This is a genomic window from Ruegeria sp. HKCCA5463, from assembly GCF_013034175.1.
Classification (GTDB): Bacteria; Pseudomonadota; Alphaproteobacteria; order Rhodobacterales; family Rhodobacteraceae; genus Ruegeria.
On sequence record NZ_WQFL01000003.1, the window covers coordinates 357,240 to 373,975 of the forward strand.

The following is a 16,736-nucleotide window of genomic DNA, read 5'->3' on the forward strand; positions in this document are numbered from 1 at the left end:
AGATCACAACTCGTTTGCCCAGGGTGGGTTGGCGCCAGCTCGGGAAACCGTAACGGCGGCGACTTTTGCTCCATGCTCCAGTGCCTGCTCGACAGTTTCTAACGGTACGCCTCTAAGGTTAGTTTTCTGGAGAGCACCCAATTCCGACAGTTTTGCCAGAAAGCCTGCATTGAACGTATCACCCGCGCCGACAGTGTCGCAGATTTCAACACGGTGCGCGGGTACAGTGACCTCAGTCCCGTCAGCCAGAAACCCTGTTGCCCCTTCGCCGCCGCGCGTGAGGATGACAACACTCGGGCCCATCTCTATAACCAGCTCGACCTTTTTGTTCAGCGACAGCGGCGATGGGACAATCCAGTTCAGATCCTCGTCCGAGACTTTTAAGATGTCTGCGGCACTCATCATCCGGTTCAATCGCCCCCGGTAGGACCGTATGTCCTGAATAAACTGTGGACGGATATTCGGGTCGAGCATAACAGCGCGATTCTTGCCTTCTCGTTCGAGCAATGCTGCATAAGCGTTCGCACCGGGTTCACAGGCCAAACTGATCCCTCCAAAATAGAGTGCCGAAACTTCGGGGGACAGGTCCGGCAGATCCTGAGGCGTTAGCATACGTCCAGCAGTGTTTTCGTCATAGAAATCGTAGGTTGCATGCCCATCCTGCAAGCGTACGAATGCCAGTGTGGTCGGGCGCTCCGAAGTAATCACATGAGAAGTGTCGACATGGCTGGCTTTTAGTGCTTCGGAAAGCTGCTGCCCGAACATATCGCCGGACAACCCGGTCAACATGCCCGTTTGCACCCCGAGCCGCCCCAAGGCTATCGCCGTGTTGAACACCGCGCCACCCGAATGTGGCACAAAACCATCCGAGCCAGCATTGCTTGGAGTTGGAATCATGTCGATAAGAGCTTCACCACAGCACAGGATCATGAGGTCGAACCTTTCAGAAATGCTTTGCGTTCCACAAGGAAGCGCTCGGACAAAGGCAGGCTCGCCGCGCCGAGTGAGCGCGCGTCCGGCCCAATCGAACCTTCCAGAACATTCGGGATATGGATGCCTGCAGCGGAGTGCCGGGACACATACGATCGCACGCGATTGACCAGTTCAGAGCGCACCGAGTCTGGCATCCACCCATCAATCAGAACGTGGTTCACGTCGATCACGCTAACGGATGACAGGATCGCATGGCCGATCCCCTGTGCTGCATCAGCAAGCCATGTCTCTAACGTGTTTTCCGGCAATCTCCAGTCTACCGGAGAATTCCAGGGCATTGCTGCCGCATGTCCTTCGGCAATTACAGCGTTCTCCAATGTCGCCAATGAGGCGATCTCGACGAGTTGACGCAAACGCCCATCTGATGCCGGCACATAAAGTGACCCCAAAGCTGCGGCGTTCCCCGTTGATCCTGTATAAAGCGTGTTGTCGAGAACCAGCCCGCCGCCAATAAAGAAGCCGATGAAGAAGTACAGGAAATCTCGGGGTTTACCGGCATCACCGAACACCAGTTCCGCGCCGCATGCAGCTGACGCGTCGTTGCGCAAATACACGGGAAATTCAAATAATTCGCCAATTTCTACAGCGATGTTCCGATTGCGCCAACCATCCATCTTCGAAGGCTCAACACCCAATGTTCCCGCCCAGTCCCAAAGCTGAAACGGCAGCGCAATACCTAGGCCACCTACACGTTTCTGGTGATCCGCCGGCATCCGACTTAACAGCCGCTCAATCTCGTTTCTTGCGAATGTCACCGCGCCATCGGGTGTCGGATAGGCGTGGTTTACGCACACCCTCTCCCTCACTTTGCCCAGGAAATCGGTCAGAACCAGTTCAAGGCTGCGGCGGCCAATTTTCAAGCCGAGAAAAAACGCCCCATCTTTTGCAAGACTAAGAGGTACGGAAGGTTGCCCGATCTTGCCGCGAACCGGCGCGTGGCGTTCCAGCAGCCCATCTGCCTCAAGTGACCGGGTGATGACTGATACGGCCTGCGCGGAAAGCCCAGTCTTGCGGGCAATCTCCGCCTTGGCCATCGCGCCAGCTTGGCGAACCAGCGACAGAACCAGGCGCTCGTTGTAGACGCGCATGCCGCTTTGATTGGACCCTCGCGCTGCGACGTCTGTTTCGACGAATTCATTCATAACTCTTGGGTCGTATTCCATCAGGTTCCCATAAACAGTGCCGGGCAGAGCGTTTTTTGCCAAACTGGCTGACTCCGTGGGATGTGTCAATAATTAAATCACTGTGATTTAGTTATTGACTGAACGAATTGGTTTCGGCATGCAATTATCACCACATCGACTCACTCATGGCGGCGATTCGGCGTCAGCAAAGGAGCACTCTGGAATGACTATCTCCACGCATCGACTTGCTCGGGAAACGATGGCTTTTGTCCTCGCAGGAGGACGGGGCAGTCGCCTGAAGGAACTGACCGACATTCGCGCCAAGCCCGCAGTCTATTTTGGCGGGAAGACACGCATTATCGATTTTGCTTTATCCAACGCCGTGAATTCCGGCATTCGCCGCATCGGGGTCGCGACGCAGTACAAGGCACATAGTCTGATCCGGCACTTGCAGCGCGGTTGGAGCTTTTTCCGCGCCGAGCGAAATGAGTCACTTGACATTCTTCCGGCATCCCAGCGTGTCAACGAACGCCACTGGTATCTGGGAACTGCCGACGCCGTTACGCAAAACATCGATATTATCGAGGGTTATGCGCCCAAATACATACTTATTCTTGCAGGTGACCATATTTACAAACAGGATTACTCGCTGTTGCTGAAACAGCATGTCGAAACCGGAGCAGATGTCACCGTAGGGTGCATTGAAGTGCCCCGTCACGAGGCCAGCGCATTTGGCGTTATGGCCGTGGATGACAGCGATCGAATTCTGGAGTTTGTCGAAAAGCCCGAAGATCCACCGCACATGCCGAGTGACGAATCCCAGTCATTGGCCAGCATGGGTATCTATGTCTTCAAAACTGACTACCTTATCGAGTTGCTGCGCGAAGATGCTCTTTCCGAAGCGTCCGAGCATGATTTCGGGAAGGACATCATTCCAGCGCTGGTGGCAAAGGGAAACGCGTATGCGCATCCTTTCAGCCGGTCCTGCGTGACCAGTTCTTTAGAGCAAAAGCCATATTGGCGTGATGTCGGAACAGTTGATGCATTTTGGCAGGCCAATATTGACCTGACCGACTTTCAACCTGAACTCGACCTCTATGATCAGTCCTGGCCGATCTGGACGTATTCCGAATTGACGCCACCGGCAAAATTCATACATGACGAAAAAGATCGCCGCGGCCTTGCCGTATCTTCGATGGTGGCTGGCGGATGCATCATCTCCGGGGCGCAGTTGAACCAATGTCTGTTGCACACCGGTGTGCGCGCAAACTCCTATTCTGAACTCAACGGTGTGGTGGCTTTACCCAACGTCGATATCGGGCGCGGAGCGCGGCTCAAGAATGTCGTGATTGACCGTTCGGTTCGCATCCCTGAGGGGCTTGTTGTCGGAGAAGACCCCGAAAAAGATGCGGCGCGCTTCCGTCGAACGGAAAATGGCGTATGCCTGATCACTCAACCCATGATCGACAAACTGGACCTATGACCCTCAAGCAACTCTCAATCGCTTCTGAATGCGCACCCTTTGTCAAAACCGGAGGACTGGCCGACGTGGTGGGCGCGCTCGCCCGGGTTATGGGCGATTTCGATGTTGAATGCCGCGTTCTGCTGCCGCTGTACCGCCAAATCGCGCATCTGGCGAAGGGAGCCAGGGAAGTTATGAATTTGGGTGCGGCTTTTGGTGGGCCCGTGCGGGTGCTCGCCAAGAAAGCCAGCGGCGTCAGTTTGCTATTGGTGGATGCACCGCACCTGTATGACCGACCTGGCCAAATATACCTGAACGAAGCGGGCTTGGACTGGAAAGACAACCATTTGCGGTTTGGCCTGCTCAGTTGGCTGGGTGCAGAAATCGGGCGCGCTGGCATCGACGGTTGGCGGCCTGATGTGCTTCACGCACATGACTGGCAGGCTGGCCTTACGCCAGTCTATGCACGAGCAAGTGGCGCTGCGACACCACCCTGTATCCTAACCATCCACAATATCGCCTTTCAGGGAAATTTCCCTGCAACGATGATGGGGACGCTGAACCTTGATCCGGCACAGTTTACGCAAAGCGGTTTTGAGTACTACGGACAGATCAGCTTTCTCAAAGGGGGGCTGATGGCGGCAGATCAAATAACGACTGTCAGCCCGACCTATGCACGCGAGTTGCTTACGCCTGAGTTTGGCATGGGGCTTGAAGGTGTGCTGAATGCGCGTAACGCCGACTTGTCGGGCATACTTAACGGGATCGATACTCAGGTCTGGGATCCCTCCAATGACCCTGCGATCGCGCAAACCTATTCCAGCCGCACTTTGGCCAAAAAAAATAAAAACAAACAGGCTCTGCTACGACGTTTTGGACTAGGGGCCGACAGGACGGGGCCACTATTCTCGGTTATCAGCCGACTGTCCGGGCAGAAAGGTCTTGATCTGGCGTTGGAAGCCTTGCCCTTTGTTCTGGATAAAGGAGCTTCCTTTGTTCTGCTTGGCTCAGGCGAAACGGCGCTGGAATACGGGTTTCGGGAATTGGCCCAGCGATATCCGGATCGCGTTGGTGTTGAAATCGGCTTTGACGAAGACCTCGCGCATTTGATCCAAGCCGGGGCAGATGCCACATTGGTGCCCTCACGTTTTGAACCATGTGGGCTGACCCAACTGTGCGCGATGCGCTATGGCACGCTGCCAGTTGTGTCGCGCACGGGTGGTCTGGCAGACACGGTTATTGACGCGAATGCAGCAGCGCTTGTCGCCGATTGTGCAACAGGTTTTCAGTTCGGGCCCGTCAGTGCGGAAAATCTAAAAGAGGCTTTGTTCCGTGCGATGGAATTGTACGAAGACAAAAAGGCTTGGCAGAAAACACAGCGCAACGCAATGAAACACCCGGTCGGGTGGGACCGTTCGGCACAGCGCATGGCTGATGCCTACAAGTCGCTACAGGAGAATTAAACCGGCATGCAGGACAACAGGCCCATCATGAGCATAAACGCGGGAGATCACGCCACACTAGGCGCGGTTTACAACGGGCAGGGGGTCAATTTTGCCGTGTTCTCGGAAAACGCGACGAAGATCGAATTGTGTCTGTTCAGCGCCGATGGGCAGCGCGAGGTGACACGGCTGGTATTGCCCGAGCAGACGGGCCCGATTTGGCATGGCTTTGTGCCCGGCCTGAAGCCCGGCACGCTGTATGGCTATCGAGCATACGGGCCGTATGAACCCGATCGCGGCCACAGGTTCAACCCTAGGAAATTGCTGGCTGACCCATACGCCCGTGCGTTCCGTGGATACTGGTCGTCAGGCAAGGAGATGCTTGGGTATGAGCCCTCGGGCCATTACACCAACACGCAACCCAGTCAGATCGACAGTGCGCCATTTGTGCCAAAGTCGGTGGTGCCGGACATTGAGCGCCTCTGGTCAGGGGCGCCAGGCCCGCGCAGAGAATGGAACGAAACGGTAATCTATGAGGCCCATGTCAAGGGCCTGACCCAGTTGCACCCCGACGTGCCCGCAGAACTTCGCGGAACCTATGAAGCCCTCGGTAGCGATGCCGTGATCTCGCACCTGAAAGGTCTTGGGGTGACCGCGTTGGAGTTGCTGCCGGTCCATACCTTTCTAAATGACGGCTTTCTGGTGGATCGCGGACTGACTAACTATTGGGGATATAACACTCTGGGTTTTTTTGCGCTGGAGCCGCGTTACTTTGGCCCAAACGGGGCGGATGGGTTTCGTCAGGCCGTCGATCGGCTGCATGCCGAGGGGATCGAGGTGATCCTCGACGTTGTCTATAATCACACCGCCGAGGGCGATCACCGCGGGCCGACCTTGTCTTTCAGGGGGCTGGACAACAAGGCCTACTATAATTTGCAGGCCAGTCATGCGCGCTACTATGTCAACGATACAGGGTGCGGGAACACTCTGGCGATCAACCACCCCTTCGTATTGCGCCTTGTATTGGATTCGCTGCGATACTGGGTCACTGTTATGGGAGTGGACGGGTTCCGGTTTGATCTAGCCACGGTTTTGGGTCGCGAGCACCACGGGTTTGACCTGCATGGCGGCTTCTTTGATGCCATTCGACAGGATCCGGTGCTAAGCCGGTGCAAATTGATTGCCGAACCCTGGGACATCGGCCCCGGCGGCTATCAGCTTGGAAGTTATCCCGCTGACTGGGGCGAGTGGAATGACAAGTTTCGCGATTCTACCCGCAGGTTCTGGCGCGGGGATGCACATTCTGCGCAAGAGCTTGCAGGCAACTTCCTTGGCACAGCATCCGTGTTCGATCGACCGGGACGCCGGACAACTAGTTCCATCAACTTCGTTGCAGCGCATGACGGGTTCACCCTGGCCGACTTAACCCGCTATCGCGAGAAGCACAACGAGGCCAATGGCGAAAGCAACAAGGATGGCCACAGTAACAATCTGTCGGACAATTGCGGAGTGGAAGGGGACACGGACAATCCAGACATTCTTGAACGCCGCGCCCTGCGCATTCGCAATTTGCTGGCCACCGTGTTCCTGTCGCAGGGAACGCCCATGCTTCTGGCCGGGGACGAAATCGGACGAACGCAACGCGGGAACAACAACACCTATTGTCAGGACAATGAAATCAGCTGGATCAACTGGGCTTCCGCTGACAACGACCTGCTGGCATTTGCGCAGAATCTTATCGCGCTGCGGAGCAATACACCCGTCTTGCGCCAAAGCCGATTCCTGCACGGGCGAATCCGGAACGATGGCAATCCTGATGTCTCCTGGTCCGGCCTGGACGGCGGTACGCTAAATTGGCGGGATCCGTCGTTGGATGGGTTTTGTCTTCATTTACGTGGTGAGGCGGAGGGCTCGTTTTCTCCTGAGGGAACCGCTCTGATTGTGGTCAACGGAAACGAACAGCCCAAGAAACTATTCTTACCTGATCCGGGACCGGGTCTGGTTTGGCAGCGTGTACTGGACACAGCCGAGCCGGATACAGAGCCTGTCGACGTAGTTGACAGAAAGCGTCAATGCGCTTCTGCCCATTCCGTTTCGCTGTTTGTTGGTAAGGCGGCCGTATCATGACGGATTGGGTTGCAGAACTTTGCCGCTTCGTCGGCGTGGCGTCCGATTACAGGGGGTTTGACGGGCAACTGATCCAGGTTGCGCCCGACACCCAGGTTGCTGTTCTGCGCGCCATGGGACTGGACGTGACGTCTGAGGCAGACGCAAGGGTGGTGCTGCACCGAATACGGACAGTAGAAGAACAGCGCCAGCTGCCGCAAGAGCTGATCGTCACAGCAGGTCAGCCAGCCAAGTTTCCGGTTTCGCGCACGGTTTCGTGGAGCCTTGAAACCGAATCTGGCGAGAAGGTTGTGGAAAGCGGAGAGGCGGTGCAATCCATCGCTATTCCTGCTTTGCCAATCGGCATTCATCGGCTTTGCCTGAACGGAGAATTTACATCCTGGGTCCTGGCTCGCCCGTTGCGAGCGCTGAACCTTTCAGACTTGATCGCCGAGCCGCGCATTTGGGGCGTTCTTACTGCTTTGTATGGGCTTACAGACAAGACCGCTGCATCTCTGGGTAGCTATCATTCTCTTGGGGAATATGCTGCGGCTATAGCAATGCATGGGGCCGATTTTGTCGGGATCAATCCCATACATGCGATGGGTCAAGTCCGTCCTGATGACGTAGTTAGCCCTTATTCGCCAAGTCATCGTGAATTTTTGAATACATGGTACTGCACAGAAACGGGATCGGCTTCGTGTGACCTGATCAACTACCGGGCTGCATTGCAAGAAAATGCAGCAGCCCTGGATGACGGGTTTGAGGAATTTCTACGTCTACCGGATGGAGCGCCTGAAAAGCGTTCATTGGCCGGTTTTAGAGCCTCGGGAGGAGCGCGCCTGCGTGATTTCGCGGTGTTTGAAGCACTTGCCTTTCGCTTTGGTTCAGACTGGCGCAAATGGCCCACGCCATACCAAGATCGGGACTCAGGCGCAGTGGCCGCATTTGCGCATGATCACGAGCAGGAAATAGCGTTGGTTGAGTGGGGGCAGTGGCAATCTGATGTTCAGCTCGCCAACGCGCAAACCCGCGCCATCAAGGCCGGTATGCGGCTCGGCTTGTATCTGGATCTTGCCGTAGGACCGCGCCTTGGTGGCGCGGAAACATGGAGCAAGGACACAGCCCTGGTGACCGGCGCTACGTTGGGCGCGCCGCCCGATCCGCTTGGTCCGTCGGGGCAAAGCTGGGGTCTCGCCCCGCTGTGCCCAATAAGGATCCGAAAACAAGGCTATACCGGATTTGCGCGACTGTTGCGGACAGTAATGCGTCACGCCGGAATGATCCGGATTGATCACGTGCTGGGTTTGATGCGCAGCTACTGGATACCGGAAGGAAGCGAAGAAGGCACATATGTCAGATATCCCTTTGACGCTCTTCTCGCTGTGGTCGCCATAGAAAGCGTGAGAACCAAATCGATTGTCATTGGCGAGGATCTTGGCCTCGTTCCCTCCGGCTTGCGCGAAAAGACTGAAGCGGCAGGGATATACGGGCTGGACGTGCTGCAATACATGCGCTCCGAGGACGGTGGATTTGTTGACACCTCGAAGACGCGCAAAAAAGCTGTATGTGCATTCGCCACACATGACACACCCACCATTGCCGGGTTTTTCGCGGCAGAGGATGCCCGAGTACGCGCCGAGATTGGCAGCATAGACCGCACTTGCTTTGCGAACGTTCGCGCGGACCGTCAGGCCGCAGCTCAAACATTGGGAGCATCACAGCCTGTTCAGGAAATCCACCGCCGACTTGCGCGTTCAAACTCCGAAATCGTGGCCGTCCAACTCGATGACATTGCGGAACGAAAAGACCAGCAGAACCTGCCAGGCACCGTTGACGAATTCCCAAACTGGCGGCTGAAAGCGCCGTTTTCGGTGAGTGACATAAAGACGTCCGACGCATTTGTGTGTCTTGGCACAGAGATGTCAGCGCAGAGTCGGTCAAACCAAAATGGAATGGAGAAGGACAATGACCTTCAAGACTGTTCGCACGTCGCCCATTGAGGGGCAGAAACCGGGAACTTCGGGTCTGCGAAAGAAAACCTCAGTATTCCGCACACCGGGATATCTCGAGAACTTTGTGCAATCCGTGTTCGACGGCACCGGCGGTGCCGCGGGCAAAACTTTTGTTGTTGGCGGGGATGGGCGGTTTTACAACTCCGAGGCCATTGGAGTAATCATCCGTATGGCGGCAGCCAACGGTGCTGTTCGATTGATTGTTGGACAGAACGGCATCCTGTCAACGCCCGCAGTATCCAACCTGATCCGGAAATTCAAAACCGATGGGGGTATCATCCTGTCGGCAAGCCACAATCCAGGTGGTGAGGACGGTGATTTCGGTGTGAAATTCAATGCCCCCAATGGTGGCCCGGCACCCGAGAAGATCACAGATGAGATCTTCGCCCGAACCCAGCAGATCACCGAATACAAAATCGCTGAAGAAGACGCATGCGATTTTGACGAACCCGGCCGCTTCAGATTGGGCAAAACGCAAATCGATGTGGTTGATCCGGTGGCGGATTACGAAGCGCTGATGCAGGAACTGTTCGATTTCGATGCCATCCGCACCCTGTTCGCGAACGGCTTCCGCATCTGCTTCGATGCAATGCATGCGGTCACCGGTCCCTATGCCAAGCGCATACTGGAAGGCGCATTAGGCGCGCCAGCTGGTTCGGTGATCAACGCGGTTCCATCGCCGAATTTCGGCGGTGGGCACCCTGACCCCAACCCGGTATGGGCCAGTGAGCTTGTCGGCGTCATGAACGGCCCTGATGCCCCTGATTTTGGCGCCGCCTCCGATGGAGACGGCGACCGCAACATGATCATGGGGAAACGCACGTTTGTGACGCCTTCTGACAGTCTGGCGCTGTTGACGGCCTACGCCCACCTGACCCCGGCATATTCCGGGAAACTTAGCGGCGTCGCGCGTTCGATGCCGACAAGCCAGGCGGTTGACCGAGTTGCCGAACGGTTGGGGATTCCCTGTTTTGAAACGCCGACCGGCTGGAAATTTTTCGGCAATCTGCTGGACGCGGGTAAGGCGACACTTTGCGGCGAGGAGAGCGCAGGCACTGGATCCAATCACATCCGCGAAAAGGATGGTCTGTGGGCAGTTCTGCTGTGGCTGAACATTCTGGCGCGGGATGGTCGGGATATCGTGCAGCTTCAGCAGGATCATTGGCGCAGCTTTGGCCGGAACTACTACTCGCGTCACGACTACGAAGAGATCCCGACCGACATCGCAAATACGTTGATGACGGCATTGCGCGAAAGGTCAGACACGCTTCCCGGCTCAATGGTCGAGGACATGAAAGTCGTTGAGGCAGATGATTTCTCGTACCGCGACCCGATTGATCAAAGCCTGACCGTAGGGCAGGGCGTCCGCGTCCGCTTTGACGGCGGTTCCCGCGTTGTGTTTCGTCTGTCCGGCACGGGGACCCAAGGGGCTACGTTGCGTGTCTACCTGGAGCGGTTCGTCGGTTGCAGCGGCGATCACAACATGAATGTGCGAGAAGCGCTATCCCCAGTCATTCAGGCTGCAGAAGCGCTAGCGCAGATCAGAAGGCACACCGGGCGCACAAAGGCGGATGTCATCACCTGATGCGACCGTCCGAGACAAATCAGAACAAGAGCAGGATGGAACAGACCATGAAAGATATCTATGAACCCGGGTCGCTGACACAGGCAATCGACTTTCATCTTGCCCATAGCGTTGGCAAGACCCCGGACACGGCCTCCACCACGGACTGGCGCCTCGCGCTGTCCCGCGCGGTGCGCGACAAACTGATCGCACCGTGGTTCGAAGCGACGAACCGTACATATGCCAAGGACCGGAAGCGGGTTTATTACCTGTCGATGGAGTTCCTTTTGGGACGTATCCTGGAGGACGCGGTCAACAACCTCGAGCTTGCAGATGATGCACGCGAAGCCTTGGCGAAACACGGCGTCAGCTTTGCCGATGTGGTAAACGACGAACCGGATGCAGCGTTGGGTAACGGCGGTCTGGGACGGTTGGCCGCTTGTTTTCTGGACAGCATGAGCTGTCTCGGCATTCCCGCATATGGCTATGGCATCCGTTATGCGCATGGTTTGTTCCGGCAGTCCTTCGATCAGGGCAAACAGGTAGAAATGGCAGAGGACTGGCTGCGCCACCAGCACAATTGGGAATTCGAACGCTCGGAATGCCTCTATGATATCGGCTTTGGCGGTGAGGTCATTGAGACGGGCGCACAAGCCAAATGGAGCCCATCCGACATCGTGATGGCACAGGCTTATGACACGCCGGTTGCCGGTTGGCAGGCGCGCTGGACAAATACGCTGCGGCTTTGGTCCGCTAAGCCCAAGAAGATTTTTGACCTCGATCCGTTCAACCGCGGCGAATACATGCAGGCCGCCGCACCCGAGGTGCTGGCGGAAACGATTTCGCGCGTCCTTTACCCCGATGACAGCACCGAAACAGGCAAGGCATTGCGCCTCAAGCAGGAGTTTTTCTTTACCTCCGCCTCGCTTCAGGATCTCTTGCGCCGCTTCCTGACGCACAATGGCGATCTGCGCGCGCTGCCAACCAAAGTTGCGATCCAGATGAATGATACCCATCCGGCAATCGCGGGCCCCGAGTTGATCCGTCTGCTGACAGATGTGCACGGGTTGAGCTTTGACGATGCGTTCGACACTGCGCAGAACACATTGCACTACACCAACCACACACTGCTGCCTGAGGCATTGGAAGCGTGGGATGTCGGGCTGATGGGCAACATCCTGCCGCGTCACATGCAACTGATCGAACGGATCGATGACCGGTTGAGCCGGGACGTTGCAAAATCAAATACCAGCGCCGCCCCACGCATTGTCGAAAACGACGTGGTGAACATGGGAACGCTTGCCTTTACGTGTTCGCGCAGGGTCAATGGGGTCTCGGCCCTGCATACGGACCTGATGAAGCAAACCGTCTTCAGTGATCTGCATAAGGTATATCCCGAGCGAATTCTCAATCAGACCAACGGTGTAACGCCGCGTCGGTGGCTGCATGGATGCAATCCGGGTCTGCGGGATTTGCTAAACGAAACCATCGGAACGGAGTGGGTTTCAGATCTTGAGCAGCTGGAAAACATCGCGCCATTGGCGGATGATCCCGCCTTCCGCAAGCGCTTTATGGCGATCAAGCAAGACAACAAACGCAGGCTTGCGGATTGGGTCGCCGAAAACATGAACCTGCAGATTTCGCCCGATGCGATGTTCGACATTCAGATCAAGCGGATTCACGAATACAAACGCCAGCTGATGAATGCATTTGAAACCGCAGCCCTTGCCAACGCAATCCGCCGCGAACCGGATGCGGATTGGACACCTCGAGTCAAATTCTTTGGCGGTAAGGCGGCACCAGCGTATATCGATGCCAAGAACATCATTCGGCTGATCAACGACATCGCACAGTCAATCAATACTGATCCTGTAATCGGAGATCGGCTCAAGGTGGTCTATCCGCCGAATTATAATGTGTCCTTGGCTGAGATGCTGATCCCGGCGGCGGACCTGTCCGAACAAATATCAACTGCTGGCAAAGAAGCCTCCGGCACCGGAAACATGAAGTTCGCGCTGAACGGTGCGGTTACGATCGGCACGCTCGATGGTGCCAATGTGGAAATCTGCGACCACGTGGGGGCCACCAACATCTATATCTTCGGGATGACCGCTGCCGAAGTACAGGCCGCGCGCGAGGGATATGTCACGCAGGACTATATCGACCGAAGCCCGATCCTGAACGAAGTCATCGAGCAAGTACGCACCGGGTTTTATTCGCCCGGTGATCCGACGCGTCACTGGCCGGTGCTCGAAAAGCTGTTGCGGGACGACTATTTCATGGTCGCCGCCGATTTCGATGCCTACTGGGACGCGCAGCGCAGGGTCGACGGCGGCTTTGCCAACAAAGACGCGTGGGCGCGCATGGCCGTTCTCAATACCGCATTGTCCGGTTGGTTCTCGTCCGACCGTACAATCCAGGGCTATGCGAAAGACATCTGGGGCATCGACTCGCTTGCAGGAGAGACAGAATGACCACAATCAGCTATTCCCCCGCCTTTGACTCTGCCACTGCCGAAGCGTTGCTTGCAGGTTCGATGAGCGATCCGTTTTCGGTTCTTGGCCCTCACAAAAACGGGCGGCGTTGGAGTGTTACCGTGCTGATCCCGGGCGCACTGAGTGTCGAGGTTCTGGACGGCAAGACCGGTAAAGTCGAAGCCGAGCTGCATCGCCTTGACGGGCGCGGGCTGTTCTCGGGCTTTGTCCGCAAACCCGTGGCGACTGGCGCCTATCGCCTGCGTGCCCGCAATGACAGCAATGTCTGGGAGCAGGATGACGCCTACAGGTTCGGGCCGGTACTCGGCGAGATGGATGAGTACCTGATCGCCGAAGGTGCACATCTGCGCCTGTGGGAAAAACTCGGGGCCCATCCGCTTGAGCATGATGGCGTAAAGGGCGTGAACTTCGCGGTCTGGGCCCCGGCCGCGAGCCGTGTTTCCGTTGTGGGCGAGTTCAATCAATGGGACGGACGGCGAAACGTAATGCGTGCACGGGGCACGACCGGGATTTGGGAGATCTTTATTCCCGGCCTGGGCGAAGGGTCGCTCTACAAATACGAAATCCGTAATGCGCAAGGTAACATTCTGCCGCTCAAGGCCGACCCGGTTGGCTTTGGGGCAGAACATCCCCCCGCCACGGCGTCGGTTGTGCGCGATTTAGACGGGTATGATTGGAGTGATGACGCCTGGATGGCAACGCGCGCGGACCGCAACCGCTTTGACCGGCCGATTTCGATCTACGAGGTCCATCTGGGGTCGTGGCGGCGCAAGGTCGAGGACGGCAACCGCCCGCTCAGCTATCTCGAATTCGCCAAGGAGTTGGTGGATTACGTGCGCGAGATGGGGTTCACACATATCGAACTGATGCCTGTCTCTGAGCACCCGTTCGACGGCTCGTGGGGGTACCAGCCCATAGGTCTGTTCGCTCCGACAATCCGCTATGGCACTCCGGATGAATTCCGGGAATTCGTGAATGCCTGCCATATCGCGGGCCTTGGGGTGCTGCTCGATTGGGTGCCGGGGCACTTTCCGACCGACGCGCATGGATTGGGTCAATTCGACGGGTCCGCGCTTTACGAGCATGCCGACCCGAAAGAGGGTTTTCATCAGGACTGGAACACACTGATCTACAATTACGGGCGGCGTGAGGTGCAGAACTATCTCTGCGCCAACGCGCTCTACTGGCTCCGGGAGTTTCACATCGATGGGCTGCGCGTAGACGCGGTCGCGTCCATGCTATACCGCGACTATTCCCGCAAAGAGGGCGAGTGGGTGCCAAATGAACATGGTGGCCGCGAAAATCTTGAGGCGATCGCCTTTCTCAAACGCACCAACGAACTCGTGTACGACGCTGATGCTGGCATCATCATGGCCGCCGAAGAAAGCACGTCCTTTCCGGGAGTCAGCCAACCCACCGACCAGGGTGGGCTTGGGTTTGGGTTCAAGTGGAACATGGGGTGGATGAACGACACGCTGCAATACATGGCGCGCGATCCCATTCACCGGTCGCACCATCATCATGAAATGACATTTGGCCTCACATACGCGTTCTCGGAGAATTTTATCCTGCCCATCAGTCATGACGAAGTTGTGCATGGCAAGGGCTCGATGATCTCCAAGATGCCGGGCGACGGCTTCGATAAGTTTGCTGGGCTGCGGGCCTATTATGGTTTCATGTGGGGCCATCCGGGCAAGAAACTCCTGTTCATGGGTCAGGAATTCGCTCAGGGCGCGGAATGGTCTCACGATCGATCCCTCGACTGGCACTTGCTGGATCATGAATGGCACCGCGGCGTTCAGGCGTGGGTCAAGGCGCTAAACAAGTTCTACGCCGAGACACCATCGCTATTCGAAACTGATTGTATGGCCTCCGGCTTCTACTGGCTTGAAGTCGATCAGTCTGATTTGTCCGTCTACGCATGGCTCCGCCAGGGCGATGAAGGCAAGGATCCCGTGATCGTTGTCTGCAACATGACCCCGACACCTCGCGACGGATTCAGGCTGGGTGTGCCTAATTCAGGCCACTGGGAAGTTGTCCTGAACAGTGATGCTGCAGAGTTTGGAGGAACAGGCCACGGTTGGGGCTCCTATGAGAGTGAAACGGTTGCATGGAGCAATCAGGATCATTCAATTTCTATGCACCTACCGGGTAATACGACGCTGTTTCTCAGGCAAAAGGGATAACGGTGCTGTTTCTGGCCCAACTGGCCCAAAGGTGCGTATTCGGACAATATGAGGACCACAAAAAGAACGCACAATATAGCAGCCACTCGAAACGCTGTTCACGAACTGGGAAGAAGCGGGACATAGTCGCCTCTAGTCTGAACGATTTTCTATGGCGGGATCCGCGGAACTGAGATTGTTTTGAGTCCATCGGTGGCAGTATGCCCAGACAAGCAGGCGGCGGCAGCTTTCTCGCCAAATTTGAGACAACTCTCAATAGGCCAATCTTCATGGAGACCATGAATAACGCCGGAGCAGAAAGCATCTCCCGCACCCACAGGGCTGATGATTTCTTCAGCAGGTATCGGATCAGGCGCGAAGGCAATTTCAACCTCTGTTTCACAACATACGATTTGTGTTGGGCTATGTATTATTACCGCTCGATTGACCCCACCGGATTTCAGAAAGCGAGCTGCTTTCATCATTTCGTTGGGATCAGACTTTTGCGTGAGATTTATGCCTGTTGCCGCCTCAGCTTCGAGTTCATTCGCGAACAGAAAATCGATTTCGGGAAGCGTCTTTGACACAATATCCGAGTAGGTGTCGGACCTGAACGATGCGAGGTCAACGCAAGTCCTCACGCCTTTGGCGCGGGCAACTGACAACAGCCGTGCGGCTCTAGTTTTTCCCTCTGGCAGGATCTCATCCAGTCTGTCTAGTAACGTTAAATAACCAAGATATAATAGCTTAATACCGGCGTCCGATAGCTCATCAATATTAACCGACGCCGCATCAAATAAACTGTTAGCGCCTCGGTGGTGAAAAAAGGTGCGGCTGTCACCTTGTACGTTCATCACATGCGTCTGGGATGTTGTTGCACGTGTTGTTCGCAGTAGGCCGTCTAAAGGCAACCCCGCTTCTGCGCTTAGACGCAAAACTTCGTCGCCCAATGCGCCTGCGCCTATCAGACCAATTGGAATTACCGGATAAGACACGTCCATGGCTTTCAGTCCCAAGGCTACATTGGCGGGTCCGCCGCCAAGGTCGACATGCTGGGTTTTTATGAGCGCCAGCCCCGACTTTTCAGGCCAATGCGAAATTGAGTGAACTGTATCAAGTATCCAATTGCCAGCACATGCAATGCCTTGTCTTACTTTTTTGGGCTGAATCGGCTCGAGCACGATGTGTTCCTACATAGAAAATGATGCTGCCTTGAGAGTATCAGACCTCCTCAAGCCTCGCACTCTAAAGCCACACCACTGGTGGGCTTTCCAGTGACTCTTAAGCTTCAGATTTGCGCGGCATAAGGTAAATTTGAGAACGGCGGTGAGAAAGTCGACCACGGTAGCGGCGGGATGATCTTGGTGCGG

At 56.1% G+C, this 16,736-nt stretch carries 10 protein-coding genes; 7 read left to right on the forward strand and 3 right to left on the reverse strand.

The window, feature by feature from the left end; all coding sequences use genetic code 11:
* Positions 1 to 3: 3 nt before the first annotated feature.
* Both GOW09_RS09985 and GOW09_RS09990 read right to left on the reverse strand, forming a co-directional pair.
* Positions 4 to 930 carry a carbohydrate kinase gene (locus tag GOW09_RS09985; protein WP_171117859.1) on the reverse strand — a complete coding sequence of 309 codons (927 nt, stop codon included), beginning with the start codon at positions 928 to 930 and terminating at the stop codon, positions 4 to 6.
* Positions 927 to 2,081, reverse strand: coding sequence for an ROK family transcriptional regulator (locus GOW09_RS09990; protein ID WP_171117909.1), 1,155 nt, complete (start codon positions 2,079 to 2,081; stop codon positions 927 to 929). The genes GOW09_RS09985 and GOW09_RS09990 overlap by 4 nt, the downstream gene beginning before the upstream one ends.
* 259 nt (positions 2,082 to 2,340) lie before the next feature.
* Here GOW09_RS09990 and glgC point away from each other — a divergent pair, with 259 nt between their 5' ends.
* From glgC to glgB, 7 genes are read left to right on the forward strand one after another with little or no spacing between them, the layout of a single operon-like run.
* Entirely contained in the window at positions 2,341 to 3,600 is a 1,260-nt protein-coding gene (glgC, locus tag GOW09_RS09995; protein WP_171117911.1) for a glucose-1-phosphate adenylyltransferase, read from the forward strand.
* The gene (gene glgA / locus GOW09_RS10000) at positions 3,597 to 5,042 is read left to right on the forward strand and encodes a glycogen synthase GlgA (RefSeq protein ID WP_216603839.1); all 1,446 of its coding nucleotides are present in this window, start codon (positions 3,597 to 3,599) and stop codon (positions 5,040 to 5,042) included. The genes glgC and glgA overlap by 4 nt, the downstream gene beginning before the upstream one ends.
* Before the next feature lie 27 nt (positions 5,043 to 5,069).
* A complete protein-coding gene (gene glgX / locus GOW09_RS10005) occupies positions 5,070 to 7,148 on the forward strand; it encodes a glycogen debranching protein GlgX (RefSeq protein ID WP_171117864.1) in 2,079 nt (692 codons plus the stop codon).
* Positions 7,145 to 9,130 (forward strand): 4-alpha-glucanotransferase, encoded by a 1,986-nt coding sequence (malQ, locus tag GOW09_RS10010; protein ID WP_171117866.1) that lies wholly within the window; start codon positions 7,145 to 7,147, stop codon positions 9,128 to 9,130. Before glgX ends, malQ begins: the two co-directional genes overlap by 4 nt.
* Positions 9,096 to 10,727, forward strand: a complete 1,632-nt coding sequence (locus tag GOW09_RS10015; protein ID WP_171117868.1) for an alpha-D-glucose phosphate-specific phosphoglucomutase — start codon at positions 9,096 to 9,098, stop codon at positions 10,725 to 10,727. The genes malQ and GOW09_RS10015 overlap by 35 nt, the downstream gene beginning before the upstream one ends.
* Before the next feature lie 47 nt (positions 10,728 to 10,774).
* A complete protein-coding gene (locus GOW09_RS10020) occupies positions 10,775 to 13,180 on the forward strand; it encodes a glycogen/starch/alpha-glucan phosphorylase (RefSeq protein WP_171117870.1) in 2,406 nt (801 codons plus the stop codon).
* Positions 13,177 to 15,387, forward strand: a complete 2,211-nt coding sequence (glgB, locus tag GOW09_RS10025) for a 1,4-alpha-glucan branching protein GlgB (RefSeq protein ID WP_253284226.1) — start codon at positions 13,177 to 13,179, stop codon at positions 15,385 to 15,387. The genes GOW09_RS10020 and glgB overlap by 4 nt, the downstream gene beginning before the upstream one ends.
* A 149-nt stretch (positions 15,388 to 15,536) precedes the next feature.
* On the opposite strand, the gene GOW09_RS10030 is transcribed toward glgB, so the two are convergent.
* Entirely contained in the window at positions 15,537 to 16,547 is a 1,011-nt protein-coding gene (locus tag GOW09_RS10030; protein ID WP_171117872.1) for a carbohydrate kinase family protein, read from the reverse strand.
* Between the last annotated feature and the right edge of the window lie 189 nt (positions 16,548 to 16,736).